Here is an 18,149-nt window from a genome sequence, read left to right as displayed (position 1 = left end):
CCCCACCGGCCTCACCAGACGGCTAGCCAGATCGACTTGCTGTCCCGCCCGGAGGATTCATGACCCCGCCCACCGCCTCTCATGATCCGTACGCGGAGCCGTACGAGGATGAGGGCGACCAGCCGCTGGTACGTCCGTACGCGATGACCGGTGGCCGGACCCGGCCGCGCTACCAGCTCGCCATCGAGGCTCTGATCAGCACCACGGCCGACCCGGCAGCGCTGATGGGGCTCCTCCCCGAGCATCAGCGCATCTGCCATCTGTGCCGAGAGGTGAAGTCGGTCGCCGAGGTCTCGGCGCTGCTCGCCATGCCGCTCGGGGTGGCCAGGATCCTCGTCGCGGACCTCGCCGAGGCCGGCCTGGTGGCCATCCACCAGCCGGGCGGCGACGAGAACAACGGCGGCGCTCCTGACGTGACGCTGCTCGAAAGGGTGCTCAGTGGACTTCGCAAGCTCTGACGCGGGGCGGACCACCACCTCCGCGAAGATCGTGGTGGCGGGTGGCTTCGGCGTGGGCAAGACCACGTTCGTCGGCGCGGTCTCCGAGATCAACCCGCTGCGCACCGAGGCCGTGATGACGTCCGCGTCGGCCGGCATCGACGACCTCACCCACACCGGGGACAAGACGACCACCACGGTCGCCATGGACTTCGGCCGCATCACCCTCGACCAGGACCTGATCCTGTACCTCTTCGGTACGCCCGGACAGGACCGCTTCTGGTTCATGTGGGACGACCTGGTCCGCGGCGCCATCGGCGCGGTGGTGCTGGTGGACACGAGGCGTCTCGCCGACTGCTTCCCGGCGGTGGACTACTTCGAGAACAGCGGCCTGCCCTTCGTCGTGGCCCTCAACGGCTTCGACGGGCACCAGCCGTACGCCCCCGAGGAGGTCCGCGAGGCCCTGCAGATCGGGCCGGACGCCCCGATCATCACGACGGACGCCCGGCACCGGTCGGATGCCAAGAGTGCCCTGATCACACTGGTCGAGCACGCCCTCATGGCACGTCTGCGGTAACGCCCCAAGGGCATGACGAGCGGCTGCCAAATCAAAAGCGTCATACGGCAGTTGTCGTAGATGTCCCGGAGCCGGCTGTGGCCTTGGACACGGTCGGCCCCGGTGTTCATAACGTTTCGGCAGAGGAATCGGATGGTACGGCCACGCGTGGTTGCCAACCGGTCTCGCTGCGCTCATAACAGCCCCGTCATTTGACGGGGCTCGCTCTTTATGACCGTTTTATCTAGGGCTTACATCACGCGGAACCCCCGCGTACCAATGTTTGGTGGTGCGCAGGCCGTCGTGCTGGAATGCCTGAACTGCCCAATAGTCAAAGACGTACTCACTAGTCGATGGCGTATTGGGCTCTGAGAGACTGCGGCACAACGTAGGTGCCGACCCCTCCGAGAGGTTGTTGGTCGAGTGAGGCGAAGCAAGAACGGTCCCGAGCCGTCGGCCCGGGGCAACTTCACCCCGCCGCCGCGCGGAGCGGCGTCCGCCCCTGTGTCCGGTCCGGAGCCGACGGCCGCGCCGCCGTCCAGCGGTGGCCGGTTCTCCCCGCGCAACTGGCGGGTGCCCACCCGGCTGAACGCGATCCTGCTCATACCCGTGATCGTCGGCCTCGTCATGGGCGGATTCCAGGTCAAGAGCTCGATCGACACCTGGCGTGAGGCCGAGGACGCCGAGAACACCGCCCGTCTGGTGCGCGCCTCCCTCAGCTACGCCGACGCCCTGTACCAGGAGCGCGACAGCAGCGCCGCCCCGTTGCTGAGCGGCGAGGGCCAGGACAACGCCACGGTCGTCGCCGCCCGCAAGAAGACCGACGAGGCCGCGGACGCCTTCAACGAGGCCGCCCAGAACATGCCGGACAAGGCGGGCCTCAATCGCCGCCTCCAGCTGTTCCGGGACGGCGAGGGAGGCCTCCAGACGCTGCGCGCGGGCGCCTACACCTCCTCCAAGCTCACCGGTGTGAAGACCGAAGAGGGCTACACCCAGGTCGCGCACCCCCTGACGGAGTTCGCCAACGAGCTCGGCCTCGGCACCGGCAACATCACCAGCTACGGCCGTACGGTCTACGCCATCGAGCTGACCAAGGCGGCCCTGTCGCTGCAGCGCTCCATCGGCATGCACCTGCTGATCAAGCCCGGCCCGGGGCTGAGCAGCTTCGCCAGCCAGAAGGTCGCCCTCTCCTCGTACGCGTACCTCGAGGGCATCGCCGTCGAGGAGTACGTCGGCGGTGGCACCGCGGCCGACGCGGCGAAGCTCGACACCGCGAAGAAGCAGATCCAGGCGGAGGGTGCGGCGCTGGCCAAGGAGGCCGCCGCCAAGAACCCCGACTACGTCCCGCCGCCGTCCAACCCGGTGGACATGGTCTCCGCCATCGCCCAGCTGCCGTCGATGGACGACAGCGCCCGTCAGGCCCTCGGCAAGGACGGCATCACCGCCGAGAACTGGTGGGCGGTCAACACCCTCAAGTACAACGCCTACCGCCAGATCGAGACCGACCTCGCCGACACCGCGGTGGACGAGGCCGCGAGCATCGCCGACGAGGCCAAGCGGGACGCGTTCATCGTGGGTGCCGCCGTCGTGGTCGCCCTGCTCCTCGCGTTCATCCTGGCCGGCGCCGTCGCCCGGCAGATGTCCCGCTCGATGCGCCAGCTGCGCAACGCCGCCTTCGGCATAGCCGAGCAGCGCCTGCCGATGCTCGTCGACCAGCTCTCGCGCACCGACCCCGGCCGCGTGGACACCCGGGTCCAGCCGATCCCCATCAACACCAAGGACGAGATCGGCGAGGTCGCCCGCGCCTTCGACCAGGTCCACCGCGAGGCCGTACGACTCGCCTCCGAGCAGGCCCTGCTGCGGGGCAACATCAACGCGATCTTCACCAACCTGTCCCGGCGCAACCAGTCGCTGATCGAGGGCCAGCTGACCCTGATCACCGACCTGGAGAACAACGAGGCCGACCCGGACCAGCTGGAGAACCTCTTCCGTCTGGACCACCTCGCGACCCGTATGCGCCGCAACGGCGAGAACCTCCTGGTCCTCGCGGGCGAGGAGCCCGGCCGCCGCTGGGACCAGCCGGTCCCGCTGGTCGACGTGCTGCGTGCCGCCTCCTCCGAGGTGGAGCAGTACGAGCGCGTCGAGCTGTCCGGCGTCCCGGAGGCCGAGATCCACGGCCGCGCGGTCACCGACCTCGTGCACCTGCTCGCCGAGCTGCTGGAGAACGCGACGACGTTCTCCTCCCCGCAGACCAAGGTCCGCGTCACCGCGACCCGGCTGCCCGACGGCCGCATCATGATCGAGATCCACGACAAGGGCATCGGTCTGACCGCCGAGGACTTCGCGGACATCAACCACAAGCTGGCCAACCCGCCGACCGTGGACGCCGCGATCTCCCAGCGCATGGGCCTGTTCGTGGTCGGCCGGCTGTCCGACCGGCACGGCATCCGCGTCCAGCTGCGCCCCTCGGGCGAGCAGGCCGGTACCACCTCGCTGGTCATGCTGCCCGACGCGATCACCCACGGCGGTGGCGGCGAGCAGCAGCCGGCCGCGGACGAGTTCACCGTCTCGCAGATCATGCCGGAGCAGCACTACCAGGGTGAGGACTTCAACACCGGTCTGCCGATGCGTACGGCCGCGGAGCTCGGCTTCGACGACAGCCGCTACTCCGAGGTCCCGGACGACATACGCGAGCTGGACCCGGTCGGCCGCTCCCTGATGCGTGAGGAGCGCCGCGCGGCCCTGGAGGCCCAGAGCCAGGACGGCCCGCCCGCCCTGCAGGGTCCGGAGTCGTCGTACACCGACGCGTACGACGCCACCCGCAGCGGCGGGCAGAACGGCTACGACAACAACCCCAACGGCTACCCCGAGCAGCAGCACGCCTCGTACGACCAGCAGACGTCGTACGAGGAGGCTCAGCAGGCGCCGTACGAGGAGCAGCGGCAGACGTCGTACGAGGAGCCGAAGCGCCCGGCGTACGACGAGCCGTACTACGCGCAGAACGGCGGCCTGCCGCAGAACGACACCTTCTCCCCGGGCGGCGGCTACCCGGAGCCCTCCTATGCGGAGCCGGTCCAGGAGGAGCCCCCGGCGGTGCACGCGGCTGCCCCGGAGACCTTCTCGGGCTTCGAGGAGCGGCGCTACCAGGATGACTGGCCGCAGTCGGAGGGTTACCGGGGCGGCTACCCGGACCAGTACGCTCCGGAAGCGGAATCCGCGCAGGCCGCTGACGTAAGTGAGCGTGACCGCGTAGGCTTCGATCGTCCGGGGCCGGCCCCAGCCGCCGTGGGTCGTGAACTGACCGACGCAGGGCTCCCCCGCCGTGGCTCCCCCGGGAGCGCCGCGAACGGCTCGAACGGCACGCGGCAAGCGATCCAGGAGCAGCCGGCCTCCGCGCCGGAGAGCAACGGCGGCGGCGACCTCTGGCGGTCGTCCAACGACGAGCGGTGGCAGCAGGCCTCCCAGCTCCGGAAGCCCAAGGCGGGCGGGGTCACCTCCTCCGGTCTGCCGCGGCGGGTGCCCAAGGCCAACCTGGTCGAGGGAGCCGCCGAAGCCAGCCCCCAGGGAGGCCCGTCGGTCTCCCGCGCTCCCGAGGACGTCCGGGGCAGGCTGAGCAATTTGCGTCGCGGCGTGCAGCGGGGCCGCAGCGCAGGCAGTGAAACGAACGGTCAGGGCTTCGGTTCTGACAGCACCTACAACCAGGAGCGTTAGTGTGAGCCCGATGAGCCAGGCGGCGCAGAACCTGAACTGGTTGATCACCAACTTCGTGGACAACACCCCGGGTGTGTCCCACACGGTGGTGGTCTCCGCCGACGGACTCCTTCTGGCGATGTCCGAAGGCTTTCCCCGCGACCGTGCCGACCAGCTTGCGGCCGTCGCCTCAGGTCTGACCTCGCTGACCGCGGGTGCCTCGCGCATCTTCGAGGGCGGCGCGGTGAACCAGACGGTTGTGGAGATGGAGCGGGGATTCCTGTTCATCATGTCCGTGTCGGACGGTTCCTCGCTCGCGGTCCTCGCGCACCCCGAGGCGGACATCGGCCTCATCGGGTACGAGATGGCCCTTCTGGTGGACCGTGCCGGTTCGGTCCTGACGCCCGATCTGCGTGCAGAGCTCCAGGGCAGCCTGCTCAACTGACAGACAGACGGTGCGTTTTGGCGTCCCGGGGCCGTAAGGTTTCGGGACGCGGCTCCACACAGCGTGATGGGTGCCCGGCACAGTCGGAGGAGGAGAAAAAGTGGCAACACCCCCAGGTGGTTCATCTGGCAATTGGTCGTACGGCCCTGGTCAGGGTCAGAACGACGGTTCCCAGAACCCGAACCGCTACAACTTCCCCTCCGCACCGAGCCAGCGGCGCCAGCAGCCGTACGCGCCGCAGGGCCCCGGCCCGTCGCCGTACGACCAGCCGGCGGCCCCGCGCATCCAGCCCGTGCAGCCGCATCGGCGCTCCTCTGAGCCTTCCCCCGCGGGAGGCGCCAGCAACCCCCTGGTGCGCCCGTACGCCATGACAGGCGGCCGTACCAGGCCGCGCTACCAGCTCGCCATCGAGGCGCTGGTGCACACCACCGCGCAGCCGCACCAGATGCAGGGCCAGTTGCCCGAGCATCAGCGGATCTGCAACCTCTGCCGTGAGATCAAGTCGGTGGCCGAGATCTCGGCCCTCCTCACGATCCCTCTCGGCGTGGCCAGGATCCTCGTCGCCGACTTGGCGGAGGCGGGCCTGGTCGCCATCCATCAGCCCGGCGGCGACGAGAGCGCCGGCGGCCAGCCAGACGTGACACTGCTCGAAAGGGTGCTCAGTGGACTTCGCAAGCTCTAGCGGAGGGCCTTCCCGCTCCACCACGTCCGCGAAGATCGTGGTGGCTGGCGGCTTCGGCGTGGGCAAGACCACGTTCGTCGGCGCCGTCTCGGAGATCAACCCGCTGCGCACCGAGGCCGTCATGACGTCCGCGTCGGCCGGCATCGACGACCTCACCCACACCGGGGACAAGACGACCACCACGGTCGCCATGGACTTCGGCCGCATCACCCTCGACCAGGACCTGATCCTGTACCTCTTCGGTACGCCCGGACAGGACCGCTTCTGGTTCATGTGGGACGACCTGGTCCGCGGCGCCATCGGCGCGATCGTCCTCGTGGACACGAGGCGTCTCGCCGACTGCTTCCCGGCGGTCGACTACTTCGAGAACTCGGGGCTTCCCTTTGTGATCGCCCTGAACGGGTTCGACGGGAACCAGCCGTACAACCCGGACGAGGTCCGGGAGGCTCTGCAGATCGGGCCGGACACGCCGATCATCACGACGGACGCGCGGCACCGTGCGGACGCGAAGTCGGCGCTCATCACGCTCGTGGAGCACGCGCTCATGGCTCGCTTGCGGTAAGTGGTTCTGGTTTGCGGCTACTGGGCTGCCACGGACGGTTGTGTGCCGTCTGCGGGCAGCCCAGTGGCTTGTCGCGCCCACGCGGCGGAGCCGTAAATCGATACAGCCTCGCGCCCCTGACAACGCCTAGGGCCCCCTCTCGACAGAGAGGGGGCCCTAGGCGTTGTCTGCGGGCTCAGTGCCAGCTGTGCGGGGCTCGGAAGCCGCCCTCGCGCTCCAGGCGGCGCCAGCCGGCCTTGGGGCGGCCTCGGTGGGCCGGGGTGGACGACGGGGCGGCCGCCGCGCGGGCCAGGAGGATCGCCGTGATGGCGGCGACTTCCTCGGGCTCGGCGTGGCCCTTCTCGACGCGGATGTCAGGGGTGCTCATAGGTCACAGTCTCCGTGAGAGAGGTTTCCGCGAGGGTGTCGCGGAGGGTCCGCGGGGTTACTGCGGAGGGTTGCCGTGCTTGCGGGAGGGCAGGTCGGCGTGCTTGGACTGGAGCATCGCCAGGGACCGGATCAGGACCTCGCGGGTTTCCGTCGGGTCGATCACGTCGTCCACCAGGCCGCGCTCCGCCGCGTAGTACGGGTGCATCAGCTCGGACTTGTACTCCTTGACCATGCGGGCCCGCATGGCCTCGGGGTCCTCGGCCTCGGCGATCTGGCGCCGGAAGATGACGTTGGCGGCACCTTCGGCGCCCATCACCGCGATCTCGTTCGTCGGCCAGGCGTAGGTGAGGTCGGCGCCGATGGACTGGCTGTCCATGACGATGTAGGCGCCTCCGTACGCCTTGCGCAGGATCAGGGAGATCCTCGGCACGGTGGCGTTGCAGTACGCGTACAGCAGCTTGGCGCCGTGGCGGATGATTCCGCCGTGCTCCTGGTCGACGCCCGGGAGGAACCCGGGAACGTCCAGGAAGGTGACGATCGGGATGTTAAAGGCGTCACACATCTGGACAAAGCGCGCAGCCTTCTCCGATGCCTCGATGTCCAGGACACCGGCGAGCGTGGAGGGCTGGTTGGCCACGATGCCGACGACCTGGCCGTCCAGGCGGGCCAGCGCGCAGATGATGTTGCGGGCCCAGCGCTCGTGGACCTCCAGGTAGTCGCCGTCGTCGACGATCTCCTCGATGACCTTGGTCATGTCGTACGGCCGGTTGCCGTCCGCGGGCACCAGGTCGAGCAGCACGTCACCGCGCCGGTCGGCCGCGTCGGTGGACTCCGCCCGCGGCGGGTTCTCCCGGTTGTTCTGCGGGAGCATCGACAGCAGGTAGCGCACCTCGGCGAGGCACGTCTCCTCGTCGTCGTAGGCGAAGTGGCAGACGCCGGACGTCTCGGCGTGCACGTCCGCGCCGCCGAGGCCGTTCTGGGTGATCTCCTCGCCCGTGACCGCCTTCACCACGTCCGGCCCGGTGATGAACATCTGGGAGGTCTCGCGGACCATGAAGACGAAGTCGGTGAGGGCGGGGCTGTAGGCCGCGCCGCCCGCGCACGGGCCCAGCATCACCGAGATCTGCGGGATGACGCCCGAGGCCTTGGTGTTGCGCTGGAAGATGCCGCCGTAGCCCGCGAGGGCGCTCACACCCTCCTGGATACGGGCGCCCGCGCCGTCGTTCAGCGACACCAGGGGCGCCCCGGCCGCGATGGCCATGTCCATGATCTTGTGGATCTTCGTGGCGTGGGCCTCGCCCAGCGCGCCGCCGAAGATGCGGAAGTCGTGGGCGTAGACGAAGACCGTACGGCCCTCCACCGTGCCCCAGCCGGTGATGACACCGTCGGTGTACGGCTTCTTGGCCTCCAGGCCGAACCCGGTCGCCCGGTGCCGGCGCAGCTGCTCGACCTCCTGGAAGGAACCCGCGTCGAGGAGCAGCTCGATGCGCTCGCGTGCGGTCAGCTTGCCCTTGGCGTGCTGCGCCTCGGTCGCCTTCTCGCTGGGGCCGGCCAGGGCCGCCGCACGGATCTCGTGCAGTTCGAGCACCCGCCCACGCGCGTCCGTCGGCTCACCCGTCGTCTCACCCGGCGCCTCATCCAAAACGGTCATGTAGTGACCTTACGAAGACCCGCGAGGAATGCGAGCCGTTGACTCCTCACAGTCTCCGGACCGTTTTCCTGGTGCGACCGAACAGAACCCTGGAAGCATGCAGGCGTTCTGACTGCTCAGGGGGCCCGCCGCTTGTAGGGGTCGTACAAAGTCAGAGCGTGAGAGCCACCTCACATTCGTGTGGGGCGCATGCCATCCCCGGAGTGACACGCAGGTGCAGCAGGCGGCCGGTGGCAAGCACCTCGACCGTGTCGTCGGCCCGCAGGACCGAGCGCACGGGCCGGTTCCAGACGATCTCCAGCGGTTCGCCCGAACGGGGTGGTTCGGCCACGGAGAGAGTAGCGGTACGGCCCTTGCGGCGGACCAGCACGCTCGCCCCGGCCGACGCGGTGAGCGGACCCGCCGTGCCGGCCCGCCAGAAGTTCGCGGCGGTCAGGCCCAGGCCGGCGACGCGGACCGCCTGGCACGCGCTGTCGTTGGCGAGGACGGACAGCCAGTGACGGTCGGCGGCGCGGGCGGCGACGGTACGGCGGGAGGCCCCGGGCATCAGGACGTAGGCGTAGGAGGCGTCCACCGGGTCGGTGCCGTGGTCGAGCCAGAGGGTCTGCCAGCGCCGGGTGCGCCGTTCGGTCGTACTGGAGGTGTTGACGTCGGACCAGGCGCCGGTGCGGTCCTCGCGCAGGGCGCGCAGACCGTCGGGGACGAGCCAGCCTCCGTGCCCCTCCAGATGGGCCCAGCCCCGTCCCCGGACGAAGGACTGTGTCCCGCCCTCCCCCAGGTTGCGGTTGTCGACGACCGTCTCGACCGGGACGCCGTCGGTGCAGGTGATGCCCGCGCCCAGGCAGATCACCGCGTCCGCGACGCAGAACCACGACTTGCGGGCCTGGAGCGTGGACCCCAGCCCCCTCACGTGCTGGCCGATCGCCGCGTACTCGCCGTCGGTCGTGCCGCCGACCCAGCGGACGTCCGGCTTGGGCTCGCCCCACTCGCCGCCGGCCCGGTCGGGGAGGCGTTTCGTGGAGACGGTCGTGCCGGGGAGGCGGTACCAGTCGACGGTGGGCCAGTACCAGTCGGTGTACTGGCCCGAGTCGGCGGCCCACCAGGAGAGCATTCCGGCGCCGGTGTGCCAGCCGCGCGGGTTCTCGCCGTTGCCGCATTCGTAGGCGGCGATCCGGTCGCTGGCCATGGCGATGTTCGCGACGAATCCGGGGCGGCGGTGGACGGCCCGGTCCATGGCGGCGAAGAGGGTGTGCCCGACGGGTTCGGGGGCGGCCGGGACGGGTGAGGCGGCCACCGCGTGCAGCCGGGCGAGGTCGGCGACCCCGAACTGGGGCGCTGTCAGGACGGGGCTGACGGTGTCCCGTTCGATCCAGCCCTTCATCAGGCCGTGCCAGCGCCCGCGCTCCGCCTCGCTCGCCGCGTCCGCGAGCAGCGCGACGGCGGCGATGATCCCCTGGCCGTGGAAGTGGTCGCCGCGCAGGACGTGGCGGTCGTCGCCCTTGAGGTGACCGCGGCTGATGGCGCGGCCGTTGACGCTGTCCATCACCAGCCCGTCGTGGATGAGGGGGGCGTAGGCGCGCTCGACGCTGTCGAGGACGGTCTGCCGGCGCGGGTCGGTCACCTCCCACGCGGAGCCGGCGAGCAGGGCGAAGAGGCGGCCGAGACCGTCGAGCATGACCTGGCCGTAGGTGCCGGAGTAGGCGACCCAGGTGTGCTGGACGAAGGAGCCGTCGGCGTAGAGGCCGTCTCCCTTCGTGACGTACGGGAAGACCGACGAGAGGGCGTCACGGGCGAGTGCGATCCGGTCCGGGGCCCTGCCGAGGATGCCGCGCAGGGCGACCGAGCGGCACAGGTCCACGCGGTTGGCGCCGGTGGAGGTGCCGGAGTAGTCGGTGAGCATCGCGTCGGGGAGGAAGTGGTCGACGGCGGCGCAGGCCGCGGTCTTCTGGGCGTCCGTGAGGTGGTCGTACAGGGCGGCCGTGATGTCCATGAGGAGGCGGGGGCTGCCGATCTGCCATTCCCACCAGTTGCCGTAGCGGGTGGTGGAGGGGTTGTAGACGGTGGCGGAGAGGTGGTCGAGGCCGCGCAGGACGTCCGCAAGGAGACTCTCGTCGCCGGTCGAGCCGGTGCCCTGCTGGACGTAGGCCTGGGTCATGGTCCACAGGCGGCTGTAGCTGCGGGTGATACCGGCCGGGGGGTCGTAGGGAGAGCCCGGCCACAGGGAGGTGGGCGCCGGCGCCATGGTGGCCCGGAAGCCGCGGGCGCGCTCGCCGGTCTCCGCGAGGCGGGCGGCGTAGGGCTCCTGTGCCGGGTCGTAACCGGTGCCGAGGGCGATGTCGAGCCAGCGTCGGCGGAGGGTGTCGTAGGGGTCGGCCGAGAGGGAGCGGGCGCGGGCCGGTGGGGCGGCGGTGGCGGTGACGGTGGCCAGGAGTGCCGCCGTGAGTAAGACGGCTCTGCGGGTGGGTCGTACGGGTGCGGAGGCTCTGCGCTGCGGGTTCATACCGGGGCATCTACCACCACGGGGCGATCAGGCCAACACTCCCCGGATGATGTTGAAACTTGTACGGAATAGGTCTACGGTCGTTCGCGTTGAGTGGTTCAACGTTCAACATCCTCACTTCAAGGAGTTCTGTCATGGCGAACACCGACCTGACCGCACTGACCGGCGACTACACGATCGACGCCGCGCACTCCACGATCGGCTTCACCGTCCGGCACGCGATGGTCACCAACGTCAAGGGCAAGTTCAACGACTTCAGCGGCTCGCTGCACCTGGACGGCAGCGACCCGTCCGCGTCGACGGCCTCCATCGACGTCAAGATGGACAGCATCGACACCGGGTCGGCGGACCGGGACGGTCACCTCAAGAGCGCGGACTTCTTCAAGATCGACGAGTTCCCGACGATGACCTTCCGCTCCACCAAGGCGGAGGCGCTCGGCGACGAGGACTACCGCATCACCGGCGACCTGACGGTCCTCGGCACCACCAAGCCGCTCACCATCGACCTCGAGTTCAACGGCGCCGCGAAGGACCCCTTCGGCAACGAGCGCGTGGGCTTCGAGGGCAAGGCCGAGATCAAGCGCTCCGAGTGGGGCCTGACCTGGAACGCGGCCCTGGAGACCGGCGGCGTCCTGATCTCCGACAAGATCAAGCTGACCTTCGACATCTCCGCGATCAAGAACGCGTGACTTTGTCGCCCCCGTCAGCAGGTGCGCCGGTACGGGAGGTCCGGGAGGTACGTCTTCGTCTTACGGACGGCCCCGAGCCGGCGCGCGCTGTACAGGGACGCGGGTGCCGGAGGTGTGGAGCGGCGTGTGGCCATGGTCGCGGCGCCGCGCTGAAGCGGACGGCGTGGCCGCCGCTGCCGGTGGGGCTGGTCCTGCTCGCGGTCACGACGGGGCGCCGCCCGGCGCTGCGGGCGGCTCTCACCGCGCTGTGCGTGGAGCCTCCGCTGTCATGCCGGTCGCCCTGGCCGACTCGCACGCCTTGATCGAGCACGTGGTGCTGTTCCCGCTCGATCAGGGCGGCGTGCTGATACGACCGCCCCGTACCGTCCGTGCGGCGAAGGACCGGCTCGGCCCGGGGCTCGCCGCTGTCCGCTCCGGCGACCCGCTTCGGCCGTCTCGTTCTGCCCGTGGTCCTCGCGGGGCCGGTGCCGACGCACGTCGAAAACCGGTGACTTCCCCCCTCCGCGGGCCCTGCGGGCCTGCCTACGCAGTGACGCCTGCGTCGAGGGGACGGACTCCCGCATCATGGACCGTATGACCGACGCTCCCGCCTGGATCACCGTCACCTCGTATGAGAACGTCCCCGGCCGCCCGACCCCGTCGGCCGCCGTGCGGGCTTGACTGCGGGACCGCGGGATCGACTGGATGCCCCGGGGAGGACGGGCGGCGGCGGGGGGTGGTTCACCGTGGAGGTGGCCGCGGAGGCCTTGTGGCGGCTCGGGTTGCACCCGGGCCAGGCGTCCTCCGTGGTCGACGGGCCGTCGCCGCCGGGGTGGTGGCATGCCGCCGGGGAGCGGTACGCCCTCACACGTCAGACGCGCCTGACGCCTGGCTGAATCGCACCCCTTGTGCGTGGGTTCACAGGATTCCCATAATCCAGCAACAGATTTGACCAGCCCATGTCAGAACTTGGGCGTTTCTTTGACGCCCAGACTTGGCATGCTCTCGTCAAAGTCACCCCCACCTGGAAGAGGCATCCCCTTGAAGAAACTCCTCACGGCCGTCAAGAGATGTCTGGCGGTCGGAGCCGCCGCGCTCGCGATCGCCAGTCTCCAGCCCGTGTCGGCCGCGCAGGCCGCGCCCTCGCCCGTCGTCGGCGGCAGCCGGGCCGCGCAGGGCGAGTTCCCGTTCATGGTGCGGCTGTCCATGGGGTGCGGCGGGGCGCTCTACACCCAGCAGATCGTGCTCACCGCCGCGCACTGTGTGAACGGGACCGGGGCGAACACCGGCATCACCGCCACCGCGGGTGTCGCGGACCTCCAGTCCAGCAGCGGGCGGGTGCAGGTCAAGTCGACGTACGTGTACCGGGCTCCCGGGTACAACGGTGACGGCAAGGACTGGGCGCTCATCAAGCTTGCCGCGCCCATCAATCTTCCTACGCTGAAGATCGCGACGACCACGCAGTACAACACCGGGACCTTCACGGTCGCGGGGTGGGGTGCGGCCACCGAGGGCGGGGCTCAGCAGCGGTATCTGCTGAAGGCCACCGTGCCGTTCGTGAGCGACGCGACCTGCCGGGGATACAGCGGGTACAGCGGGCTCATCGCCAACGAGGAGATCTGCGCGGGGTACGCCGCGGGCGGGGTCGACACCTGCCAGGGGGACTCCGGCGGGCCGATGTTCCGGCGGGACTCGGCGAACGCGTGGGTGCAGGTGGGCATCGTGAGCTGGGGCATAGGGTGCGCCCGGGCCAACGCGCCCGGGGTCTACACCGAGGTGTCCACGTTCGCCTCGGCCATCGCCTCGGCGGCCGCGTCGCTGTGAGGTGAGGTGAGGCGAGGCGGGTGCGATGTGCTGCGGGTCCGGTGCGGCGTCAAGTGCCGGACCCGCGGTTCTCCCGGGCCTCGCGCCTCCCACCGCCGGACGGGCTGGAATCACCGGCACCGGCGCTTGCCATCCAGCCCCTCCGGCGTCGACCCCACCGCTCAGAACCCCCCGCCCCCGAAGTCCCCTCCCCCGCCGCCGAAATCGCCTCCGCCGCCGAAGTCCCCGCCGCCCCCGAAGTCGCCGAAGTCCCCGGAGCTGAAGTCCGAGCCGGACAGGTCGCCGCCCTCGTAACCGCCGCCGAAGTCGCCGTACCCGGAGCCGTAGTCGGCCGCGTAGGCGGGTGTGGCCATCATGCTGCCGAGGAGCGTGCCGACCAGCAGCCCGGGCAGGAGGCCGCCGCCGAAGTAGCCGCCGGCCCAGGGGCCGTAGGCCGGGCCCGCGTCCCAGTACGGGCGGCGGCCCTGGTCGGTGTCGACCTCGCGCATCACCGGGTCGCGGCCGGCGGCCAGGCGGGTGGCGTCCGCGGCGCAGACCGGGACCTCGCGCTGGGCACCGCCCGGCGGCGTCCACGTGGCGTCGGTGACGGAGGGACCGTGGCGGGGGTCGAAGAAGCAGGGGACCCGGCGTTCGGGAAGCGGCCGGCCCTCGCGGCGCGCGGCGAGCTGGGCCAGCGAGAAGCGGCCGTCCTCCAGGGCCTGGGTGACCGCCCGCACGTCCTCGGGCCTGGTGGCCGCCCCCATGAGCGACTTCGCCCGCTCGTACGCGTCCAGTGCCCGCTCGTAGTCCGCGCGCATCGCGTCGTCGGCGCCCGCCTCGGCGGGGTGGAAGTCCAGCCGGTCCAGTTCCTCGCCGAACGCCGTGATGTCCTCGTCCACCACCACCCGCAGCTTCTCCAGCGCGGCCCGCTGCTCCTCCGCGTGCCGGCGCCGGTTGCGGCGCACCAGCGTGTACGCGCCCGCGCCGCCGGCCACGAGCACCGCGCCGACCGTGATCAGTGCCGTGCTCGACACCCCGCCGCCGTCGTCCCCGGACCGCCAGGTCGACGGGGCCGAGCCACCCATGTTGGTGACCGCGGCGGCGGTGAAGTCGGTGAGCTGGGCGCGGGTGTCCTCGCCCTGGACGGTCGTCACGAGGTTCCGTACGGCCGCCTTCGGCAGGACCGAGGAGTCGGCGCGGGCGTCGAAGGCGTCGCCGAGGCGGACCGCGTAGACGCCGGTGATGCCGGTCGCCGTGCGCAGCTTGGTGAACAGGTCCTGCTTCGGGTAGTCCGCGGGCAGCACCGCGACGAACAGCGGCTTGTCCGCCTTTGCGATCCGGTCCGCCAAGGCGTCGGCGTCCGCGGCGGACAGCTGGGCCGCGGCGGCCGGATCGACGTAGACCGGACTCTTGCGCAGGGCCTGCCCGATCGCCGAGACACTTGTCGCGGTCGTCGCGGTCGTCGCGGTCGTCGCGGTTGTCGTCGCGGAGGCGGGCGGGGCGGCCGCCGCCAGGACGGCCAGGGCCGCGAGCACCAGGGCGAACAGCAGCCCCGGAAGGCTTCGGGTCCGTACTACGGCCTGCGCGATGGCCTTCATACTTCGACGCTACCCGAAGCCCCCCGAAAGAGACCTCTCCGGCCGCCCCTCAGGCCGCCCGGTACGCCTCCGTCAGCTTCCGCACCGCCTCTCCGTAGCGGCCGGTCAGAAGGAGGTGATCGGCGTCGGCGAAGGGTGCCGCGACGGCGGCCGTCATGCGCCGGTCCGTCTTCCGCTGGACGATCAGCCGGGCCTTCTCGACAAGCGCGCGGCCCCGGTCGTCGGCACCGGCCCGCTCGGCCGCCCGGGCCGCCGTCCCGAGCGCCTTGAGTGTGGCCGCCCCGCCCTCCGGGACCTTGGTGAGTGTGGTCAGGCCCCAGCCGTACGGGAACTGCGGGTCGTACGTCGGGTCGCCGACGTTGATCGGCAGCTGGGTCTGCGACCTGGGCCAGGTGACGGGGAGCCGGCCGGTGAAGGGGCGCTTGCCGTAGAGGACGTCGGCGACGCCGTCGCCCTCGGTCCCCGGCAGCCAGGCGGCGACCAGGGCGTCGATGTCGCCGAGCCGGTCGCCGATGAGCTGCGGCCGCCCGGAGACGACCAGCACCGCGCACTTCATGGCCGCGCACACCTTGTCCACGGCGGCCCGGTCGGCGGCGGACAGCTCCAGGTCGTGGCCGTTGCCGACGTCCCCGACCCCCTCGGCGTACGGGGTCTCGCCGACGACGACCACGCCGACGTCGTAGCCGCCGGTCGGGGCGGAGGCGTCCTTCGAGTACGTCAGGGCCGCGGAGTTCTTGCGCATGGCCTCCAGGATCGTCGTGCCGGGGGTGATGTCGCCGGAGGAACCCTGCCAGGTGACGGTCCAGCCGCCGCTCTGGTTGCCGATGTCGTCGGCGTTGGACCCGGCGACGTACACCTTCTGCGACTTCCTCAGCGGCAGGAGCCCGCCGCTGTTCTTCAGCAGCACCTGCGACTCGGCGGCCGCCTGGCGGGCCACGGCCCGGTGCCCGGCGGAACCGATCTTCGAGGCGCCGCTCGTGTCGGCGTACGGCTTCTCGAAGAGCCCGAGCTTGAACTTCTGGGTGAGGATGCGCGCCACGGCGTTGTCGATCCGCTTCTCGCTGACGCGACCGGCCCGCACCTCCTGGACGAGAGCGGTGCGGAAGTCCTTGTAGGCGTACGGAGCCATGATCATGTCGACGCCGGCGTTGACGGACGTGCGGACGTCGCTCGCGTAGTCCCCGGGGATCTGATCGATGCCGTTCCAGTCGCTGATGACGAAGCCCTCGAAGCCGAGCTTTTTCTTAAGGACTCCATTGATCATGTCGGCGCGGGCGTGCATCTTGACCGGGCCGAGACCGTCCCCGACGACGTCGAGCGAGGAGTACGACGGCATGACCGTACCGACGCCACGGTCCACGGCGTTCTTGTACGGCGCGAGGTGAACCGCCTCCAGTTGCTTCCGGGTGACCGTGGTGACGCCCTGGTCGATGGTGTAGGTGCCGGTGGTGGAGGAGCCGTACGCGGTGCCGCCGTCGCCGACGAAGTGCTTGGCGGTGGCGAGGACCTTGTCGTTCCTGTCGAGGTCCTTGCCGCTCCTGGCCCCTTGGAGGCCCTGGATGACGGTTTCCATGGACTCGACGAGGGCCGGGTCCTCGCCGAAGGACTCGTAGGAGCGGCCCCAGCGTTCGTCACGGGTGACGCAGAGGCAGGGCGCGAAGTCCCAGGGGATGCCGGTGGCACGGACCTCGGCGGCGGTCACGGCACCTGTCCGCTGGGCGAGTGCGGGGTCGCGGCTCGCCCCGATGCCGATGTTGTGCGGCATGACCGTGGCGCCGACCAGGTTGTTGCGGCCGTGGACGGCGTCGACCCCGTAGATGAGCGGGATCTGGAACCTGGTTGCCTGGGCCCGGAGTTGGAAGGAGTCGATCATCTTCGCCCAGGCCTCTGGGGTGTTGGGCGTGGGCGTCGAGCCGCCGCCGGAGAGCAGCGAGCCGAGGTCGTCGGCGGTGATGTCGGCCCCGGCCCCGACGGCGCCGCGCTCGGCCTGGGTCATCTGGCCGGCCTTCTCCTCCAGGGACATCCGGGAGAGCAGGTCGGCGACGCGCTTGCGCACAGGGAGCTTGCTGTTCAGATACGGCAGCCCGTGCGCGTCGATGACGACCTGCGGGGTCTCGGCGGGGGCCTTGGCGCCGGTGACGGTGAGCTTGAGGGGGATGGTCTCGGCGGTCTCGGAGGCGGTCTTGTCCTTGAGGGTGGCGACCTTGAGGGTGCGGGTGGTCCCGGACGCGGTGCCCGCGGGGAAGGTGAACTCGCCCTTGACCGGGGTGTAGTCGGCGCCCGAGGCCGTGCCGCCCGCCGTCTCGTAGGCCACCGTGACCGGCTCGTCGATGGGGGCGGAGCCGGTGGTGGCGACGGTGACCTTCACCTGGGCGGTGCCGCCCTCCCGCACCGGGTACACCGCGGAGTCGGTGAGCACCGAGGCGCGCAGTGACTGGTCGGCCCTGCCGTACAACTCGACGCCGTCCAGGGCGAATCGGCCCGGTGCCCCGACGGGGAGCGTGACGCCGTACCCCCACATCTCCGTCAGTCCCAGGACGTGGTCGATGCCGCCGACGGGCTGGTAGTCGGTGCGGTAGGCGAAGTCGGAGAAGGGGATCTCGATCTGCTTCCAGCCGGTGAAGTCGTCGGTGAAGGACGTCGTCCACAGCTCGGACGCCTCGCCGTTGGCGCCGCCGTCCTTGAGCTCGAAGGCGACCTTCTTGCCGTTGTCCTGTCCTTCCCACCAGAAGCGGATGCCCTTGTGGGCGGACCAGTCGTGGGCTGGTTCGGCGAAGGCGAAGTCGTGCGTGAAGCCTCCGTAGCCGCTGATGTCGTAGGTGCCGGAGAGGACCTGGTCTCCTTCCGGCGCGTCAACTCGGCTGCTGAGCTGGAGAGTCGGCGGGTCGTCGGTGTCGCTGCCCCAGGTGAAGAGGCCGCCCGCAGGCGGGTTGGCGAAGGGGACTTCGCCCTCGAAGCGGTCGACGGGGACCGGGGGCGGGTCGTCGGCCGCCCGGGCGACGGCCAGGGGCAGCAAGGAGGTGAGCAGGGCGGCGGAGACGAGCAGGGCGGTTCTACGCATGGACCTTCCCTCGGCTCTCAGGGGTCACACAGGACTTACCTCACGGCGTGAGTGAACTGAGAGCACGCACATCCGTCAAGACACCGCGCCGGCCATCGCGTCCCGCGCGAGTGGTGCGACCGCAATG

General features: G+C 70.4%; 13 protein-coding genes. 8 read left to right on the top strand and 5 right to left on the bottom strand.

The window, feature by feature from the left end:
* Nucleotides 1-59: 59 nt before the first annotated feature.
* The 6 genes from ACZ39I_RS15715 (at nt 60) to ACZ39I_RS15690 (ending at nt 6,372) form a co-directional block, all read left to right on the top strand.
* Nucleotides 60-458, top strand: a complete 399-nt coding sequence (locus tag ACZ39I_RS15715; protein ID WP_003973454.1) for a DUF742 domain-containing protein — start codon at nt 60-62, stop codon at nt 456-458.
* Nucleotides 439-1,014 carry a GTP-binding protein gene (locus tag ACZ39I_RS15710; RefSeq protein WP_123991819.1) on the top strand — a complete coding sequence of 192 codons (576 nt, stop codon included), beginning with the start codon at nt 439-441 and terminating at the stop codon, nt 1,012-1,014. Before ACZ39I_RS15715 ends, ACZ39I_RS15710 begins: the two co-directional genes overlap by 20 nt.
* A gap of 402 nt (nt 1,015-1,416) precedes the next feature.
* Nucleotides 1,417-4,704 (top strand): sensor histidine kinase, encoded by a 3,288-nt coding sequence (locus ACZ39I_RS15705; protein ID WP_467244949.1) that lies wholly within the window; start codon nt 1,417-1,419, stop codon nt 4,702-4,704.
* Between the two features lie 10 nt (nt 4,705-4,714).
* The gene (locus ACZ39I_RS15700) at nt 4,715-5,128 is read left to right on the top strand and encodes a roadblock/LC7 domain-containing protein (RefSeq protein ID WP_007384910.1); all 414 of its coding nucleotides are present in this window, start codon (nt 4,715-4,717) and stop codon (nt 5,126-5,128) included.
* Between the two features lie 100 nt (nt 5,129-5,228).
* Nucleotides 5,229-5,810 (top strand): DUF742 domain-containing protein, encoded by a 582-nt coding sequence (locus ACZ39I_RS15695; protein ID WP_390001987.1) that lies wholly within the window; start codon nt 5,229-5,231, stop codon nt 5,808-5,810.
* Nucleotides 5,791-6,372, top strand: a complete 582-nt coding sequence (locus ACZ39I_RS15690; RefSeq protein ID WP_026248371.1) for a GTP-binding protein — start codon at nt 5,791-5,793, stop codon at nt 6,370-6,372. The genes ACZ39I_RS15695 and ACZ39I_RS15690 overlap by 20 nt, the downstream gene beginning before the upstream one ends.
* Before the next feature lie 175 nt (nt 6,373-6,547).
* On the opposite strand, the gene ACZ39I_RS15685 is transcribed toward ACZ39I_RS15690, so the two are convergent.
* The 3 genes from ACZ39I_RS15685 to ACZ39I_RS15675 all read right to left on the bottom strand — a co-directional run bounded on the left by ACZ39I_RS15685 (nt 6,548) and on the right by ACZ39I_RS15675 (nt 10,892).
* Complete coding sequence (locus ACZ39I_RS15685) at nt 6,548-6,739, bottom strand: acyl-CoA carboxylase subunit epsilon (RefSeq protein WP_352389381.1); 192 nt, start codon at nt 6,737-6,739, stop codon at nt 6,548-6,550.
* Between the two features lie 57 nt (nt 6,740-6,796).
* Nucleotides 6,797-8,392: an acyl-CoA carboxylase subunit beta gene (locus ACZ39I_RS15680; RefSeq protein ID WP_467244948.1), complete on the bottom strand. Its 1,596-nt coding sequence runs from the start codon at nt 8,390-8,392 to the stop codon at nt 6,797-6,799.
* Between the two features lie 151 nt (nt 8,393-8,543).
* Entirely contained in the window at nt 8,544-10,892 is a 2,349-nt protein-coding gene (locus ACZ39I_RS15675; RefSeq protein WP_467244947.1) for a polysaccharide lyase 8 family protein, read from the bottom strand.
* A 134-nt stretch (nt 10,893-11,026) separates the two neighbouring features.
* On the opposite strand from ACZ39I_RS15675, the gene ACZ39I_RS15670 reads away from it, so the two are divergent.
* On the top strand, nt 11,027-11,581 hold the full coding sequence (locus tag ACZ39I_RS15670) for a YceI family protein (protein WP_403663961.1): 555 nt from the start codon (nt 11,027-11,029) through the stop codon (nt 11,579-11,581).
* A 1,020-nt stretch (nt 11,582-12,601) separates the two neighbouring features.
* On the top strand, nt 12,602-13,384 hold the full coding sequence (locus tag ACZ39I_RS15665; protein ID WP_352389377.1) for a serine protease: 783 nt from the start codon (nt 12,602-12,604) through the stop codon (nt 13,382-13,384).
* Between the two features lie 161 nt (nt 13,385-13,545).
* On the opposite strand, the gene ACZ39I_RS15660 is transcribed toward ACZ39I_RS15665, so the two are convergent.
* Nucleotides 13,546-14,961, bottom strand: coding sequence for a hypothetical protein (locus ACZ39I_RS15660; RefSeq protein WP_467244946.1), 1,416 nt, complete (start codon nt 14,959-14,961; stop codon nt 13,546-13,548).
* 49 nt (nt 14,962-15,010) lie between these two features.
* Nucleotides 15,011-18,022 (bottom strand): glycoside hydrolase family 3 protein, encoded by a 3,012-nt coding sequence (locus ACZ39I_RS15655; protein WP_467244945.1) that lies wholly within the window; start codon nt 18,020-18,022, stop codon nt 15,011-15,013.
* Nucleotides 18,023-18,149 lie beyond the last annotated feature (127 nt).

The organism is Streptomyces sp. NPDC024687 (assembly GCF_055559055.1).
This window is presented reverse-complemented; position numbering and strand designations above follow the sequence as displayed.